16 protein-coding genes and 1 pseudogene are annotated in these 14,485 nt (G+C 60.1%); 11 read left to right on the top strand and 6 right to left on the bottom strand.

Going from position 1 to position 14,485, the window contains the following annotated elements; translation table 11 throughout:
* Positions 1 to 307, bottom strand: a pseudogene (locus tag HMPREF1494_RS05580) (UDP-N-acetylmuramoyl-L-alanyl-D-glutamate--2,6-diaminopimelate ligase); the annotation flags it as partial.
* A gap of 147 nt (positions 308 to 454) precedes the next feature.
* Here HMPREF1494_RS05580 and HMPREF1494_RS05575 point away from each other — a divergent pair.
* Complete coding sequence (locus HMPREF1494_RS05575; RefSeq protein ID WP_003839475.1) at positions 455 to 1,066, top strand: sigma-70 family RNA polymerase sigma factor; 612 nt, start codon at positions 455 to 457, stop codon at positions 1,064 to 1,066.
* The gene (locus HMPREF1494_RS05570; RefSeq protein WP_003839476.1) at positions 1,063 to 1,308 is read left to right on the top strand and encodes a hypothetical protein; all 246 of its coding nucleotides are present in this window, start codon (positions 1,063 to 1,065) and stop codon (positions 1,306 to 1,308) included. Before HMPREF1494_RS05575 ends, HMPREF1494_RS05570 begins: the two co-directional genes overlap by 4 nt.
* 72 nt (positions 1,309 to 1,380) lie before the next feature.
* Here the strand turns inward: HMPREF1494_RS05570 and HMPREF1494_RS11970 are convergent, their stop codons facing one another.
* Both HMPREF1494_RS11970 and HMPREF1494_RS05565 read right to left on the bottom strand, forming a co-directional pair.
* Positions 1,381 to 1,455, bottom strand: a complete 75-nt coding sequence (locus HMPREF1494_RS11970) for a 50S ribosomal protein bL37 (protein ID WP_003817083.1) — start codon at positions 1,453 to 1,455, stop codon at positions 1,381 to 1,383.
* Between the two features lie 77 nt (positions 1,456 to 1,532).
* Complete coding sequence (locus HMPREF1494_RS05565; protein ID WP_003839479.1) at positions 1,533 to 2,486, bottom strand: aldose 1-epimerase family protein; 954 nt, start codon at positions 2,484 to 2,486, stop codon at positions 1,533 to 1,535.
* A gap of 246 nt (positions 2,487 to 2,732) precedes the next feature.
* Here HMPREF1494_RS05565 and HMPREF1494_RS05560 point away from each other — a divergent pair, with 246 nt between their 5' ends.
* Entirely contained in the window at positions 2,733 to 3,752 is a 1,020-nt protein-coding gene (locus HMPREF1494_RS05560) for a 4-hydroxy-3-methylbut-2-enyl diphosphate reductase (RefSeq protein WP_034520734.1), read from the top strand.
* A 14-nt stretch (positions 3,753 to 3,766) separates the two neighbouring features.
* Here HMPREF1494_RS05560 and ybaK read toward each other — a convergent pair whose 3' ends face one another.
* The 3 genes from ybaK to HMPREF1494_RS05545 form a co-directional block, all read right to left on the bottom strand.
* The gene (gene ybaK / locus HMPREF1494_RS05555; protein WP_003839483.1) at positions 3,767 to 4,273 is read right to left on the bottom strand and encodes a Cys-tRNA(Pro) deacylase; all 507 of its coding nucleotides are present in this window, start codon (positions 4,271 to 4,273) and stop codon (positions 3,767 to 3,769) included.
* A gap of 224 nt (positions 4,274 to 4,497) precedes the next feature.
* Positions 4,498 to 5,553, bottom strand: a complete 1,056-nt coding sequence (gene gap / locus HMPREF1494_RS05550; protein WP_003839485.1) for a type I glyceraldehyde-3-phosphate dehydrogenase — start codon at positions 5,551 to 5,553, stop codon at positions 4,498 to 4,500.
* 161 nt (positions 5,554 to 5,714) lie between these two features.
* On the bottom strand, positions 5,715 to 6,461 hold the full coding sequence (locus HMPREF1494_RS05545) for a thiamine diphosphokinase (RefSeq protein WP_003841410.1): 747 nt from the start codon (positions 6,459 to 6,461) through the stop codon (positions 5,715 to 5,717).
* A gap of 158 nt (positions 6,462 to 6,619) precedes the next feature.
* Here HMPREF1494_RS05545 and asnB point away from each other — a divergent pair, with 158 nt between their 5' ends.
* The 8 genes from asnB (at position 6,620) to HMPREF1494_RS05505 (ending at position 14,433) form a co-directional block, all read left to right on the top strand.
* Complete coding sequence (gene asnB, locus HMPREF1494_RS05540) at positions 6,620 to 8,506, top strand: asparagine synthase (glutamine-hydrolyzing) (protein ID WP_003839488.1); 1,887 nt, start codon at positions 6,620 to 6,622, stop codon at positions 8,504 to 8,506.
* 255 nt (positions 8,507 to 8,761) lie between these two features.
* Positions 8,762 to 9,460, top strand: coding sequence for a translation initiation factor IF-3 (gene infC, locus HMPREF1494_RS05535; RefSeq protein ID WP_003839489.1), 699 nt, complete (start codon positions 8,762 to 8,764; stop codon positions 9,458 to 9,460).
* 18 nt (positions 9,461 to 9,478) lie between these two features.
* Positions 9,479 to 9,673, top strand: coding sequence for a 50S ribosomal protein L35 (gene rpmI / locus HMPREF1494_RS05530; RefSeq protein WP_003839490.1), 195 nt, complete (start codon positions 9,479 to 9,481; stop codon positions 9,671 to 9,673).
* A gap of 52 nt (positions 9,674 to 9,725) precedes the next feature.
* Positions 9,726 to 10,109, top strand: coding sequence for a 50S ribosomal protein L20 (gene rplT, locus HMPREF1494_RS05525; protein WP_003839491.1), 384 nt, complete (start codon positions 9,726 to 9,728; stop codon positions 10,107 to 10,109).
* A 107-nt stretch (positions 10,110 to 10,216) separates the two neighbouring features.
* The gene (xerD, locus tag HMPREF1494_RS05520; RefSeq protein WP_034520721.1) at positions 10,217 to 11,173 is read left to right on the top strand and encodes a site-specific tyrosine recombinase XerD; all 957 of its coding nucleotides are present in this window, start codon (positions 10,217 to 10,219) and stop codon (positions 11,171 to 11,173) included.
* Between the two features lie 95 nt (positions 11,174 to 11,268).
* The gene (locus tag HMPREF1494_RS05515; protein ID WP_003839494.1) at positions 11,269 to 12,108 is read left to right on the top strand and encodes a ParA family protein; all 840 of its coding nucleotides are present in this window, start codon (positions 11,269 to 11,271) and stop codon (positions 12,106 to 12,108) included.
* A gap of 129 nt (positions 12,109 to 12,237) precedes the next feature.
* Positions 12,238 to 13,035, top strand: coding sequence for an NUDIX hydrolase (locus HMPREF1494_RS05510; protein ID WP_003841417.1), 798 nt, complete (start codon positions 12,238 to 12,240; stop codon positions 13,033 to 13,035).
* 42 nt (positions 13,036 to 13,077) lie between these two features.
* The gene (locus HMPREF1494_RS05505) at positions 13,078 to 14,433 is read left to right on the top strand and encodes an MFS transporter (protein ID WP_034520713.1); all 1,356 of its coding nucleotides are present in this window, start codon (positions 13,078 to 13,080) and stop codon (positions 14,431 to 14,433) included.
* Positions 14,434 to 14,485 lie beyond the last annotated feature (52 nt).

Raw genomic sequence — 14,485 nt, 5'->3', positions numbered from 1 at the left:
GGGCCTTGCGCGCGTCGTTGACGATGAGTCCCGGAACCTCGGTGTGATCGGAGAAGTCACGTTCCGACACATAGGCGACGAGACCGCGCTCTTTGAGCCCGTCAAGGAATTCCGGCCGGAAGCGGCCCTTGCACACCAGCAGCGTGCCTTCGCGCACGGTGCGGGTGTCATAGGTGATATGCGTGAACGGCACATCGGCATTGTCGATGCCATCGGCATTCAGGCTCCAACGTTCAGGTGTGATGACCTCATCGAGCAGATGATGGGAGGACAGCAGATGCACGCCGTCTGCAAGGGACAATGACATGGGCAAATCTTTCTCTCAGCGAAAAACCAACATGATTATATAAACCGTGTGTTCTGGGAACGAGCTTTGAATCGCTTGGGAGTTTTGCGGACATCGTCGCATGCGGCATGCCGATAGAATGAAACCGTGACTGATGGGCAGGAAAGCATGACGGACAGGCGCGCGCGCTTCGAACGGCTCGCCATGCCCATCGTCGACGTGCTCTATCGGCAGGCCATGAAGCTGACCAACAATCCCGACGATGCGCAGGATCTGGTGCAGGACACCTTCGAACGCGGGTTCAAGGCCTTCGATTCCTTCAAACAGGGCACGAACTTCGCCGCGTGGATGACCACCATCGAGCGCAACGCCTACTTCAATCAGTACGCCAAGGCCAAACGCAGGCCGCAACGTGCCAACGGCTCCACCGGCGAATACGACGATTGGGATATCTACTCCGCCTCCGAACATTCGTCGGAGCAGCTGAAGTCCGCCGAACAGGAGTATCTGGACGCCTATGCGCCCGAAGAGATCATGGCCGCGTTGAACAAGCTTTCGCCGGAACGCAGGCAGGTGTTCATCGATGCGGCCATCGACGGCAAGTCATATCAGCAGGTGGCCGATGAGCAGGGCGTGAAAATCGGTACGGTGATGAGCCGTCTGAACCGTGCCCGCACGCAGCTCAAGCAGGAACTTGCGGCATATGCGAAGGAACGAGGGTATGCGGCCGGCACACGCTCCGGTGCGAAGACCGCTTCCGTCGGAAGGGGAAGATCATGAACGGTGACTCCGTCGAACGGCGCATCTCCATCACCAGCAGGAGTGCGGACGGGTCCGTAACGCATGTGACGCATACGAGCGTGCATGTCAGCATGGAAGAGCACTTCGATCCCGAAACGTGCTGTGACGAGCGTGAACGGGCGTTGATTGCGGCGATGCGCGCCTATCTACGTCCCGAACAGGCGCCGGAGCGCCTATTGGAACGTCTTCGTGCCACGCTCGACCATTGTTGCGGTGAATAGGAAAACCCGCGGAATCGATTGCGAATCCGCGGGTTTGTTGATGCTCTGTGGCGTTATTCACGCCGGCAGGGATCAGGCGTTCGGGCGCTTGCCGTGATTGGCGGCCTTCTTACGACGATCCTTGCGCTTACGTCCGCGCATGCCCATGATTGGACTCCTTTACTTGCGATTAATAAGCCTTCGGGATTATCGCACACCGGTGCGACGTTGTGCAAATCAGGCGTTCACTGAGCGAACGCGCCGAGGAACAGCGAGGTGCTGCTGGTCTCGCCCGGCTTGATGACGATGAGATCGTTGCCGGTGTTGAATGCGTTGGCATAGGCGGTCTGCGGTTCCACCGCAACGCCTGCCGGGTGTTTGAAGGCAGGGAACTTGGTACCGGTGCACACCTGGAAGGAGGTGATGGTCTCGTCGCCTCCGACCTTGACCTTCAGACCGTCGGGACGGGTGAACACCGCGGTGACGGTACCGTCTTCGGCGTGATCGAGGTCCGTCCAGGCATCATCGAAGGGCTGTTCGGTAAGCAGCGTGTCCTTGCGCAGGTCGTACTTGGTGCCGTCCACCGGTTCGGTGCCGGTCGGGATCAGGTTTTCGTTCACGGTCACATGCGTGTTGCCCGGCAGCGTCAGGCTGCACTGCGCGTTGTGGCCGTCGATCTCGTCGCCGTATCCGTTCAGACCGTTGGCCAGCCATGGATGGATGGCCAGGGCCCATGGGGCGTTCGCATCGCCGTTATTATAGGCGTCGATGGTCAGATGCAGACCGTCGTCGGCGAGGCTATAGGTGGCGGTGGCTACGATGTCGAACGGATAGCCGGCCATATTGGGTGTGCGCCAGGTCAGTGCGACGGATTCCTCCGTGAGGCTTTCCAGCTTCCAATAGGAGCGGTATCCATAGCCGTGGATGGCGTTGTTGCGCGCGTGTTCGTCGATCGGCAACGTGTAGGTCTTGCCTTCGAAGGTGTATTCGCCGCCTTCGACGCGGTTCGGGAACGGGATGAGAATCTGGCCATGGCAGCAGCTCACCACGTCATCCGGGCCGAGGGAGACGATAAGGTCCTCGCCTCGGTAGGTCAGTTTGCGCAGCGTTGCGCCGAGTTCGGTGACGACCGCCTTATAGTCGCCGTGGGAGATGGAGAATTGCTGTCCGGAGCGGGCAGGCAGGTTCTTGCAGGTCATAGATCACTCCATAATGCCGCTAAACGTATCGATAACGGTTGTTACCGCTAACGGTCAAGTCTACCTTCTCTTGGAGGGTGCCATGCCCGTTCACCGGCGTGTTGTGCATGCGACCGTCTACCGGATGAGGGATCGCCGGCGATATGGTTGTGCAATAGTCGTGTGCTCACATGAGCGCGCGCGTTATGCGAACGGCCGTGCTCTAGTATTTGGTGAGGGCTTATATGACATGAAAGGCGGCGACCCATGACCAAACGCATCGTATTGGCGGACCCTCGCGGATTCTGCGCCGGTGTGGATCGGGCGATCCTTACCGTACAGACGATTCTGAAGGCTTCGGTCCCCGTCCGCAAGGATGGCCTGCCACCGGTGTACGTGCGTCGTCAGATCGTGCATAACAAACATGTGGTCGAGGAGTTGTCGGCTCAGGGTGCGGTGTTCGTGCAGGAGCTCCGCGAAATTCCGGATGAGGCCGCTTCGGCGGGCATTCCGATTGTTTTTTCCGCGCACGGTGTGTCCCCGGCGGTCAAGGCCGAGGCCGCGGCCCGCGGCATGCATGTGATCGACGCCACCTGCCCGCTGGTGAGCAAGGTGCATCGCGAAGTGCTGCGTTTCGTTAGGGAGGGCTTCGAAATCGTCTATATCGGCCATAAGGGGCACGATGAGGCGGTCGGCGTGGTTGAGGAGGCCCCGGAGCATGTGCATCTGATCGAACATGAGGCCGACGTGGACTCGCTTGATTTCGCTGAAGACACCAAGCTGGTGCTGCTTACGCAGACCACGCTGAGCGTTGATGAGACCGCCGGTACGATCGCCGCGTTGAAGTGCCGCTTCCCGTGGCTGCAGATGCCGCCGAGCTCCGATATCTGCTATGCCACGTCGAATCGTCAGGCCGCGGTCAAGTTGGTGGCCGAGCAATCGGATTGCGTGGTGATCGTCGGGTCGGCGAATTCCTCGAATTCCGTACGATTGATGGAGGTCGCGCAGGAAGGCCTGAACTCGCGCTTCGCAGCGGATGCCGTTGCCGATGCGACTGATGGCCGCGGCAGGGCGCACCGTGTCGATGATGCGGCCGAACTCGACCCGTCATGGTTCGAGGGCGTGGAGTCCGTGGGCATCTCATCGGGCGCCTCCGTACCGGACGAACTTGTCTCCGGCGTGGTCGAAACCTTACAGGGCTTCGGCTACACCGAGGTGACCACCATCGAAACCATCAAGGAGAACATGCACTTCGTGCTTCCGTCCGAGCTACGCAGGGCTCGATGACCTTTCCCTGAGGGTCACCAGGTGCCGATGGGCGCGACTACGGCGTCCAATACCGCGATGAGATCATTCGGGTTGATGCCGATGGAGAACCCTCGCTTGCCTCCGGACAGCAGAATCTCGTCATACCGCAGGGCGCTTTCGTCCAGCACGGTCCTGTGGCGTGTGCGCTGTCCCAGAGGCGAAATCCCGCCCACCACGTAGCCCGATTCTCGCATGGCGACTTTCGGATCGGCCATGGTCGCCTTCTTCGCGCCCACGGCGGCGGCCAACGCCTTCAGATCCATATGCCCGCTGACCGGGACCACACCGACCACACGTTCCGTACCGGTGTCGGCCATCAGCGTCTTGAACACCTGGTGTTCGTCGAATCCGAGCTTGGTGGCGGCCTCAACTCCGTAGCCGTCATCCATATGATCGTTCGAATGTGCGTATTCATAGGTCGTGAATGTGACTCCGGCCTTGTCCAGCTGTACGGTCGCCGGTGTGGAACCGGTGCCTTTCTCGTGTTTTTTCTTGCCCATGGCGTCTCATCATAGGACGTTCGTACGTCCGATTCTGCTGTTTCGGTCATCCACGGGCCCGAAACCGTGCTCTGGATGACCGAAACGGCAGAATCGGACGACATTCCACGTGGGTTGGAGCAGGACCGTATGAGGAGACATGGAGGCATGCGAAAAGGGGCTTCCACCATGAGGTGAAAGCCCCTGCGGGATTCCTAGGAACCTAACGGACTAGCCGCGACGGCTCACTCGGAGATCTCGGCGAAGTACAGCAGGGTACGCACCATGTTGCAGGTGAAGCCGTACTCGTTGTCGTACCAGGAGACGGTGCGAGCCATGGTCACGCCGTCAACGGTGTTGACGTCGGTCTGGGTCGGATCGAACACGCCACCGTGGGTGTCGCCGATGATGTCGGAGGACACGATGCCGTCTTCGTTGTAGCCGTAGAAGTCGGTGGCGGAGAAGGCGGCCTTGAATGCGGCGTTGATCTCGTCAGCGGTGACTTCCTTGTTCAGAACGGTGGTCAGCTCGGTGACGGAGCCGTCCGGAACCTGGATGCGCTGGGCATGGCCCTGCAGCTTGCCGTTCACGGACGGAACGACCTTGCCGATGGCCTTGGCGGCGCCGGTGGAGTGAGGAATGGTGTTGATGGCGGCGGCGCGGTTGTTGCGAGCCTTCGGGAAGCGCGGGCCGTCGAGGATCATCTGGGTGCCGGTGTAGGCGTGGATGGTGGTCATGAAGCCGGCCTTGATGCCCCAGTTCTCGTCCAGCAGCTTGACCATGGCGGCCATGGAGTTGGTGGTGCAGGAACCGGCGGACACGATGGTGTCGTCGGCCTTCAGGATTTCGTGGTTCACGCCGAACACGACGGTCGGGGTGGTCTCGTCCTTGGCCGGAGCGGAGATCAGGACCTTCTTGGCGCCAGCGTTCAGGTGGGCCTGGGACTTCTCGGCGGAGGTGTAGAAGCCGGTGCACTCGAGCACGAACTCGACGCCGTCGTTCTTGACCCACGGGATGTTGTTGGCATCCTTCTCGGCATAGACCTTGTATTCCTTGCCGTCGACCACGATGGAGTCTTCGGTGGAGGTGACCTCGACCGGGGTGCCATCGTCATGACGGAAGGTGCCGTGGGTGCTGTCGTACTTCAGCAGGTAGGCCAGCATGGACGGGGTGGTCAGATCGTTGATTGCAGCGACCTCAATGTCACCGGCCTGGCCGCCACGAGCCTGCAGCTCGAAGATACGGCGGAAAGCCAGACGACCGATACGACCAAAGCCGTTGATACCAATCTTAACTGTCATGTAATTCTCCCTTTAGGGTAGGCCACACATGCGCGAGGCGCAATGAAGCCATTGTTTACCAACACCGCCCACTTTAGTGCGTCACCTGTACTTAGGGCAACGTATGGCGGTCGTGTGTTTCAGAAAACGACGTCGTTTCCGTGAACGCTCACAATGAGTTTTCAAGCGCATTTGCGTTTGACCAGGATGGAAGAGACCTCCGTATCGAGCGTGCCTAGATCCCCGTCGAAGTCATGCAGCCGGGTCACCTGCGGCAGTGGAGCCTCGGCCGGAAATGTCACGATCAGTGTGCCGTGCTCCACTTCGATGCGTGCGGGCGCGCCATCCAGGAACTCGTTGCTGACGCCATTGACGCGGATATTGCTCATGGTCGCATGCTCAAGCTCGTACTTGAGCCCCGGCTCGCTGACTCCCGTGGATACGTCGGAATGGGAGAACACCGAGACCATGCGGCCCGGCCGCACATCGTTGGCGGGGAAGGAAAGCACGCCGTCGCAGATTGCGGTGATGATCGTACCGTCGCCGTGCAGATAACCGCTTGCCCCGCGTTCGGCGAGCAACGCCATGAGCTGAATGTTCGAGATGGTGTGGTCGATGCGCCCCCCGAGCGCGCCGAAGATATGGAACTCCCGCGAGCCGTGGGCCCAGCCGATCTTCAGGGCCGACAGCAGGTCGGGGTCATCCTTTTGCGGAGGTAGGGTGACCGTACGGGCGCCATCCGTGGGCCGTGCGCCCTTGAGGGAATCGAAATCGCCGACGACCACATCGGCATTGATGCCGAGGGCGCGTGTATGGTCGAGTCCGCCATCGGCGGCGATGACGAAGGCGCCATCCGGAACGTGCGGGGTCTCCCGATAGTATTCCCCGGCGGCGAAGATGACGCAGGTGCGCGAATCATATGTGGTCATATCCGACAGTGTAGCCAGTCGTTGCGTCGAATACGGCGGTGGGAAGGCTATCATGGGAACGCACGTGCCCTTCGGGAGGGCCTGAGAAGTGCGACACAGCTTACGCACATACGTTTTGCTAGCCTGTTATCTAGTGTCTTCGAAGGGATTATGCAGTTATGTGTGGAATCGCCGGATTCGTCAACGATATGCCAATCGATGTCAAATGCCCGACCCTGCAGCGGATGACCGATATCATCGCTCACCGTGGTCCGGACAGTGAGGGTCACTACATCGACGAGCATGTGGCTCTGGGCCATCGTCGCCTGAGCATCATCGATCTGGGCGGAGGCCAGCAGCCGATCTACAATGAGGACGGTTCGCTGGTCATCACCTTCAACGGCGAAATCTACAATTACCAGCCGTTGCGCGACGAACTGATCGCCGCGGGCCACGCCTTCACCACCAAAAGCGACACCGAGGTGCTGCTCCATGGCTATGAGCAGTGGGGCGTCGATCTGCTGCAACGCGTCCGGGGCATGTTCACCTTCGTGATCTGGGACAAGAACAGGCGCGAACTGTTCGGCGCCCGCGACCACTTCGGCATCAAGCCCTTCTACTATGCCAAGATGAACGGCACGTTCATGTATGCCTCGGAGATCAAAAGCCTCCTGCAGCACCCGGACTTCGTCAAAGAGCTCAACGCCGAGGCGCTGAAGCCATACATGACCTTCCAGTACCCGGCAATCGGCGAGACCTTCTTCAAAGGCGTGTACAAGCTGCCGGAGGGCCATTACTTCGTCTATCGCGACGGCGAGATGAGCATTCATCGGTACTATGACGAGAATTTCCGGGAAAGCGACCAGAAGCTGGGCGAACTGGTGAATACCATCGACGATACGGTATGCGGTTCCGTCAAAGCCCATCAGATTGCCGACGTGGAGGTGGGATCCTTCCTGTCCAGCGGCGTGGACTCCAGCTATGTCGCAGCCGTGGCCCGCCCTGAACACACCTATTCCATCGGATTCGGCAAGGGCACCTACAACGAATCGCAGCAGGCCGGTGAGCTGGCCGAACTGCTCAAACTGAACAACACCGCCGAGGCGCTGACCGACGAAGAGGCATTCGCCGCGTTCCCGCGCATCCAATGGCATCTGGACGAGCCGGATTCCAATCCGAGCTGCGTACCGCTGTACTTCCTGTCGGCTCTGGCCGCCAAGGACGTCAAGGTCGTATTGAGCGGCGAAGGCGCCGATGAGCTGTTCGCGGGCTACATCGATTACGGCGTGCATACCAAATACAAGCCCGTCAAGATGCTGACCCGCTGGTTGACCCACATGCCGGCAGGCGTGCGTCATGCAATCGCGCGTTTCTGCAAAGGCAAGACCTTCCCGGGCGCGTGGCATCTGTATGCGAACCTCGCCCCGGCCGAGGAAAGCTTCATCGGCCAGGCGCGTGTCTTCGAGGAGGCGCAGTCCGAACGGCTGCTCAAGCCCGAATACCGTAAGGCTCCAAGCGTGCAAAGCATCGTGGACAAGACCTATGCCCGCGTGAAGGGCAAGGGGCTGAGCGAACTCAAGAAGAAGCAGTACCTCGACATGCATCAGTGGATGCCCGGCGACATCCTGCTCAAGGCCGACAAGATGACCATGGCCCATTCGCTCGAGCTGCGCGTGCCGCTGCTCGACAAGGAGCTGATGAGCGTGGCCGAACAGGTGCCCACCAAGTACCTGATCAATGACGAGAACACGAAGTTCGCGTTCCGTCAGGCCGCGGGACGTCACCTGCCCAAGGAATGGTATGACCGCGAGAAGCTCGGCTTCCCGGTGCCAATCAAAAAATGGTTGCGCGAAGAAAAGTTCTACAAGTACGTACGTTCCGTGTTCGAACGCGACTATGTCGGCCTGTTCTTCGATCAGGCCGCCCTGCTGAAGATGATCGACGACAATTACGCCGGCAAGACGGACGATCGTCGCAAGATCTGGACGGTATACTCCTTCCTGACCTGGTACGACGTGTACTTCGTGCATGACGGCACCAAGCCGGAAGTCATCGCCATCGACTGAGCGCCATATGCGACACGCGCCGGTCCCGGGGTGTGGTATTATCTACAAGGCTTGAGAAATCAAGAAAGCGGGACATCCCCACCTGGAAGCCTTTCAGGGCCTCGGGTTCAGGCATCAGCCTTTTCGTCGGTTGCCGGCGATGCATGCGGATTGTGTATTGACGTATGGTCGTGTGGTTATCCGTGCGGGTATGGCTTGCCTTGAGTCACGAAGTTTGGAAAGACCGCCAGTCGAGGATGCTCCGCCGAACGGAACATGAGGATTGGAGTCATCATCAGCGACGAACCACGCATTAACGACGAGATTCGCGTCTCCCAGGTGCGTCTGATCGGCCCGAATGGCGAGCAGGTGGGAGTCATCGCGACTTCCGTCGCACTGAACCTGGCAAAGGAAGCGAACCTCGATCTCGTCGAGGTGGCGCCCAACGCGAAGCCTCCCGTCGCCAAACTTATCGACTACGGCAAGTTCAAGTACAACGAGAAGATCAAGGCACGTGAGGCACGTCGTAATCAGAGCACCGCGGAAATCAAGGAGATCCGCTTCCGCCTGAAGATCGACGATCACGACTTCGAAGTCAAGAAGGGCCATGTCGTGCGCTTCCTGAATGGCGGAGACAAGGTCAAGGTCACCATCATGCTGCGCGGTCGTGAACAGTCCCGACCGATTGGCGGCGTCGAGCTGCTGCAGCGTCTCGCCCAGGAAGTGGAGGAGTACGGCACCGTCGAATTCGCTCCGAAGCAGGAAGGCCGCAACATCATCATGACGCTTGCGCCGAAGGGCAAAAAGGTGCACACCCAGTCCGAGCAGCGTCGTCGTGGCGATCAGTCTCGTGCCGAACGCCAGGCTCGTCAGGCGGCCCGTCTGGCGGCCAAGCAGGAAGCCCAGGCTCAGGCGGCAGCCGAAGCCAAGGCCGCGGTGGCATCCGACAAACCGAAGACTTCCGAAACGAAGTAACAAACAAGGAGGGCAGCAATGCCGAAGATGAAAACTAATTCCGCCGCTTCCAAGCGCATCCGCGTGACCGGTTCCGGCAAGCTGATGCACGCCGGCTCCGCCATGCGCCACAACCTCGAGCATAAGTCCGCTCGTAAGCGCCGTGAACTGAAGGCCGACGGTGTTCTGGCCTCTTCCCAGAACAAGGGCATGAAGAAGCTGCTCGGTCGCTGAGCATAGCGAGAGCTGACAAGACAAGACTTAATAGAAAGCTGAGGAATCAAATATGGCACGTGTCAAGCGCGCAGTGAACGCCCACAAGAAGCGTCGCGTCGTTCTCGAGAGGGCTTCCGGTTACCGCGGACAGCGCTCCCGCCTGTATCGCAAGGCCAAGGAGCAGCTGCTTCACTCCTTTACCTACAACTTCCGCGACCGCAAGGCTCGCAAGGGCGACTTCCGCAAGCTGTGGATCCAGCGTATCAACGCCGCCGTCCGCGCTGAAGGCATCACCTACAACCGCTTCATCCAGGGCCTGCACCTCGCCGGCATTGAGCTTGATCGTCGCGCTCTGGCCGAACTGGCCGTCTCCGATCCGGAGACCTTCAAGGCCATCGTCGAGCAGGCCAAGGCCGCTCTTCCGGCTGATGTGAACGCTCCGAAGGAAGCCTGAGCCTATACGGGCCGACGTCGTATTGGCGTACATGCTGACCTCCGCTCCGTTGGGCGGAGGTCTTTGCATATCAGATCGACAATAGGGCGAAGACCGAAAGGAACGACATGGATGGTTGCGAACGTCTGGTCAGGCAGTTCCTCGCGCACATTGACGTGGAACGGGGACTGTCCAAGGCCACGGTCTGCGCGTACGGTTCCGACCTGCATAAATACGTGTCCTGGCTGCATGAACAGGGCATCCATGATCTCGATGACGTGACCACACGGCATGTCGAGGAATATGTGGCCTCGCTCGACGATTCGGGGGAGAGCGCCCGCAGCAAGGCTCGTCGACTGGCCAGCATTCATGCCTTTCATCGTTTCGCCCTCAGCGAGCATGTCGTGCACGATGATGTCGCGGCACAGGTCAAGGCGCCCAAGGGTGCAAGCACCCTGCCGGACGTGCTTTCCGTCGATGAGGTGATGCGATTGATGGATTCCATCCCGCTCTCGCGGCATCACGATGGGAAACAAGGGCATGGTGATGCCGCGGCCGATGACCCGGTGATGCTACGTGACAAGGCGTTGCTCGAGTTCATGTATGCCACGGGATCGCGGGTCTCCGAAGCATGCGGCGTCGATCTGGACGACATCGATTTGGACGATAAGGTGGCGCGTCTGATGGGCAAGGGCTCCAAACAGCGTCTGGTACCGGTAGGCAGCTTCGCGTGCGAGGCTTTGCGCCGATATCTCAGATTCGGACGGCCCGCCTTGCAATCCAAGTCCAAAGGAGCAGCCGAGCACAGGGCGGTGTTCCTCAACAAGCGCGGCAAACGACTGTCCAGACAGTCGGTGTGGGAAATCATCCGAACCGCCGGTGAGCGTGCGCACATCACCAAGCCGCTGCATCCGCATACCTTGCGCCATTCCTTCGCGACGCATCTGATTCAGGGCGGTGCGGATGTGCGTACCGTACAGGAGCTGCTCGGCCATGCCAGCGTAACCACAACGCAGATCTACACGCACGTGAGTCCCGAGAATCTCATCGAGGCATACCTGACCGCGCATCCGCGTGCGCGCTGATCAACGGGCAGCGTCATTGCCGGATTGCACGACGGGTGTGCGCTAGCATGGGAGCAGTGGAACTTTGACACAAGGATGTTGGTAAGGTAATCAGTATGCCTACGGATTTGCTTGGACGTGATTATGAGACGTTTGCCGCCCCGGAACCATTGCAGCAGCATGGCCCGGCGCGGGTCATCGCCATGTGCAACCAGAAGGGTGGCGTGGGCAAGACCACCAGTTCCATCAACATCGCCGGAGCGTTGAGCCAATACGGCCGCCGTGTGCTTATCGTCGATTTCGATCCGCAGGGTGCGGCGACGGTGGGTCTGGGCATCAACGCCAATGCGGTGGAAGATACGGTGTATACCGCATTGTTCAATCCGCGTATGGACGTGCATGCCGTGATTCAGCATACGGATTTCGACAACCTTGATATCATGCCGGCCAACATCGACCTTTCCGCCGCCGAAGTGCAGTTGGTCACCGAGGTCGGCCGCGAGCAGGTGCTTGCCGGCGTGCTGCGCCAGGTGAAGGACGAATATGATGTGATCATCGTCGATTGCCAGCCGTCGCTGGGTTTGCTGACGGTGAACGCGTTGACCGCCGCCGACGGCGTGATCATTCCGGTGGCTGCGGAATTTTTCGCATTGCGTGGCGTGGCCCTGCTGATGCAGTCCATAGAGAAGGTGCAGACGCGTATCAATCCGAGTCTTGAGGTGTATGGCGTGCTGGTCACGATGTTCACGCACACCCTGCACTGCGACGAGGTGTTGCAACGCATCTATGAGGCTTTTCAGGGCAAGGTGTTCCATTCGGTGATCTCACGGTCCATCAAGCTGCCCGATTCCACCGTGGCGGCTGCGCCGATCACCATCTATGCGCCGAACCATAAGACCGCGAAGGAATATCGCGAGGTCGCGCGTGAGCTGATTGCCAAAGGCATCATCGCCTGATTGGTTTCCGTCATGTAGGCCCCGGCAACGGGGCTTGTTCATATGCGGGAAACAGCACTTATGGTCATGTTGACCATAAGTGATACACTGAGGTCTCGGAACAATTCGGACTGACGAATCGAGGCCGTTATGATCATGGGCAACGTTTCGGAGAGGCGCAGGCAACCTCCCCAGGTCGGCGTTTCCGTGGTGATTCTCGCACTCGGTCCTGCCGCGCGGGCGGATGACCGGAACGATCAGACCCGCGGTACGTTGTGGATGCCTTTGGTCAGACGCGTACGCCAGCCGTTCCTTGGTCAGTGGGCTCTGCCGGGTGGTGGCCTGCGTGCCGATCATTCGCTTGAGCAATCAGCCTATGCGGCACTGGAATCCACCACGTCGCTTCATCCACGCTATCTTGAGCAGCTCTATACCTTCGGTGATCCGTCCAGGTCCCATGGGGGCCTTCCGATGGTCTCCATCGTTTACTGGGCCTTGGTCGGTGGCATGGACGAGAGCGTCGAGTTCGCCGACGGCGACAACGTGTCATGGTTCCCGGTGGACCATCTGCCGGAGCTCGCCTTCGACCATCGCGAAATCGTCGATTACGCCATGGAACGGCTACGCGGCAAAATCGAATATCCCGACATCGTTGCGCGGCTGGTGGGCGACCGTTTCACCCTGAGCCAACTGCATGACGTCTACGAGGCGATCGCCGAGGAAGACATCGATCTGGCGAACTTCCGCCGTAAGATGCTTGCTTCCGGTCTGCTTGAGGATACCGGCGACAAGCTGCGTGTCGGCCGTAACAGACCGGCCACGGTCTATCGCTACAAACAGGGCACGGCTCAGCCAACGCCTTGGAACGTCGCCGAGTCAAGGACCGATTTCGCCGCATCCGATATTGATCCGCAGGATGATGCGCTCTCCGCCCTGACCACGGCGTGACGCATCGCATTCGAAAAAAGGGAAAACACAGGAAGGGATCAGATGTCCGCAACGCAACAGGCTGCCGGGGGAGCGGCCGAACTTACCCGAAACGAACGACTTGACAGATTGCCGTTCAATAAGGCTCATCGCAAACTGCTGGTGGCCTCCGGCATCGGATGGGCATTCGACGCCATGGACGTCGGCTTGGTGTCGTTCGTGGTCGCCGCCATCGCGGCCGACCCGCATTTCAATCTGACGCCGACGGAGAAAAGCTGGGTGCTGTCCATCGGCTTCGTCGGCATGGCCATCGGTGCGGCGCTCGGCGGATATGTTGCCGATCGAGTGGGACGCAAGACGGTCTTCTCGGCAACGTTGGTGATTTTCGGTCTGGCCAACGGTGGCATGGCGCTGTCGTGGTCGCTGGCCGCATTGCTCATCGCCAGACTGATCATCGGACTGGGTCTGGGCGCCGAGCTGCCGGTCGCGTCGACGCTCGTCTCCGAATTCTCGCCGACCAAGCAGCGCGGACGTATGACGGTGCTGCTGGAGTCCTTCTGGGCCATAGGCTGGATCGTGGCCGCATGCATCGGATATTTCGTGATTCCGAATACCGGCGACTGGGGTTGGCGATGGGCATTGCTCATCGGCGCACTGCCGTTGCTGTATGCCATCGTGACGCGCATTCACATTCCGGAATCCGTGCGATTCCTGGAATCCAAGGGGCGTGAGGATGAAGCCGAACGGGCGGTGCGGTATTTCGAACAGGCCGGTGGCGTCGAGCCGGTGGCCTCGCCGAAGGGCCAGCCGTTGCCGAAGATCAATACCCGCGAACTGTTCGGAAAGAAGTATATCGCCCGTACCGCGGCGATCTGGGCCACATGGTTCTTCGTGAACTTCTCCTATTACGGGGCCTTCACCTGGATGCCATCGCTGCTGGCCGATCAGTTCGGCTCCCTGACCAAGTCGTTCGGCTATACGTTGGCCATCGCCATCGCGCAGCTGCCGGGGTATTTCCTGGCGGCATGGCTGGTGGAGGTCTGGGGTCGCAGGAAGACCCTGAGCGTGTTCCTCGCCGTGTCCGCCGTGGCGGCGTTCGCCTTCTCCCAGGCCGGTTCCGTGGCTGCGGTACTCTGCTTCGGCATGCTGTTGTCGGCCTCGAACCTCGGCGCATGGGGCGTGTTGTACGCGGTGACGCCGGAAATCTATCCGACCCGCCTGCGCGGTGCCGCCGCCGGAGCCGCGGCCGCCTGCGGTCGAGTGGCCGCCATCATCGCCCCGTTGCTCGTGCCATGGTTCCTGACGCTGTCCGGCGGCAACAAGGCCGTGGCGTTCATCGTGTTCGCCGTGGCGTTCATCCTGGCCTGCGTGGCGGCCCTGTGCCTGCCCGAGCGCACCGGCAAGGAACTGGAAGACTGATTTTCCGCTCTATCGAGTCAGGGGCCCTCGGCGTTGAACCGCACCCCGATTA

The sequence above is a fragment of the Bifidobacterium sp. MSTE12 genome, from assembly GCF_000513015.1.
GTDB lineage: Bacteria > Actinomycetota > Actinomycetes > Actinomycetales > Bifidobacteriaceae > Bifidobacterium > Bifidobacterium dentium.
The sequence above is the reverse complement of the archived record's forward strand: the minus strand, read 5'-3'. Positions and strand labels throughout refer to the sequence as shown.

What these genes read in the sequence shown, in the direction of transcription:
- HMPREF1494_RS05575 (WP_003839475.1), top strand. Translation starts at nt 455, where the DNA reads ATGACGGACAGGCGCGCGCGCTTCGAACGGCTCGCCATGCCCATCGTC.
- HMPREF1494_RS05570 (WP_003839476.1), top strand. Translation starts at nt 1,063, where the DNA reads ATGAACGGTGACTCCGTCGAACGGCGCATCTCCATCACCAGCAGGAGT.
- HMPREF1494_RS05565 (WP_003839479.1), bottom strand. Translation starts at nt 2,486, where the DNA reads ATGACCTGCAAGAACCTGCCTGCCCGCTCCGGACAGCAATTCTCCATC.
- HMPREF1494_RS05560 (WP_034520734.1), top strand. Translation starts at nt 2,733, where the DNA reads ATGACCAAACGCATCGTATTGGCGGACCCTCGCGGATTCTGCGCCGGT.
- ybaK (WP_003839483.1), bottom strand. Translation starts at nt 4,273, where the DNA reads ATGGGCAAGAAAAAACACGAGAAAGGCACCGGTTCCACACCGGCGACC.
- gap (WP_003839485.1), bottom strand. Translation starts at nt 5,553, where the DNA reads ATGACAGTTAAGATTGGTATCAACGGCTTTGGTCGTATCGGTCGTCTG.
- HMPREF1494_RS05545 (WP_003841410.1), bottom strand. Translation starts at nt 6,461, where the DNA reads ATGACCACATATGATTCGCGCACCTGCGTCATCTTCGCCGCCGGGGAA.
- asnB (WP_003839488.1), top strand. Translation starts at nt 6,620, where the DNA reads ATGTGTGGAATCGCCGGATTCGTCAACGATATGCCAATCGATGTCAAA.
- infC (WP_003839489.1), top strand. Translation starts at nt 8,762, where the DNA reads ATGAGGATTGGAGTCATCATCAGCGACGAACCACGCATTAACGACGAG.
- rpmI (WP_003839490.1), top strand. Translation starts at nt 9,479, where the DNA reads ATGCCGAAGATGAAAACTAATTCCGCCGCTTCCAAGCGCATCCGCGTG.
- rplT (WP_003839491.1), top strand. Translation starts at nt 9,726, where the DNA reads ATGGCACGTGTCAAGCGCGCAGTGAACGCCCACAAGAAGCGTCGCGTC.
- xerD (WP_034520721.1), top strand. Translation starts at nt 10,217, where the DNA reads ATGGATGGTTGCGAACGTCTGGTCAGGCAGTTCCTCGCGCACATTGAC.
- HMPREF1494_RS05515 (WP_003839494.1), top strand. Translation starts at nt 11,269, where the DNA reads ATGCCTACGGATTTGCTTGGACGTGATTATGAGACGTTTGCCGCCCCG.
- HMPREF1494_RS05510 (WP_003841417.1), top strand. Translation starts at nt 12,238, where the DNA reads ATGATCATGGGCAACGTTTCGGAGAGGCGCAGGCAACCTCCCCAGGTC.
- HMPREF1494_RS05505 (WP_034520713.1), top strand. Translation starts at nt 13,078, where the DNA reads ATGTCCGCAACGCAACAGGCTGCCGGGGGAGCGGCCGAACTTACCCGA.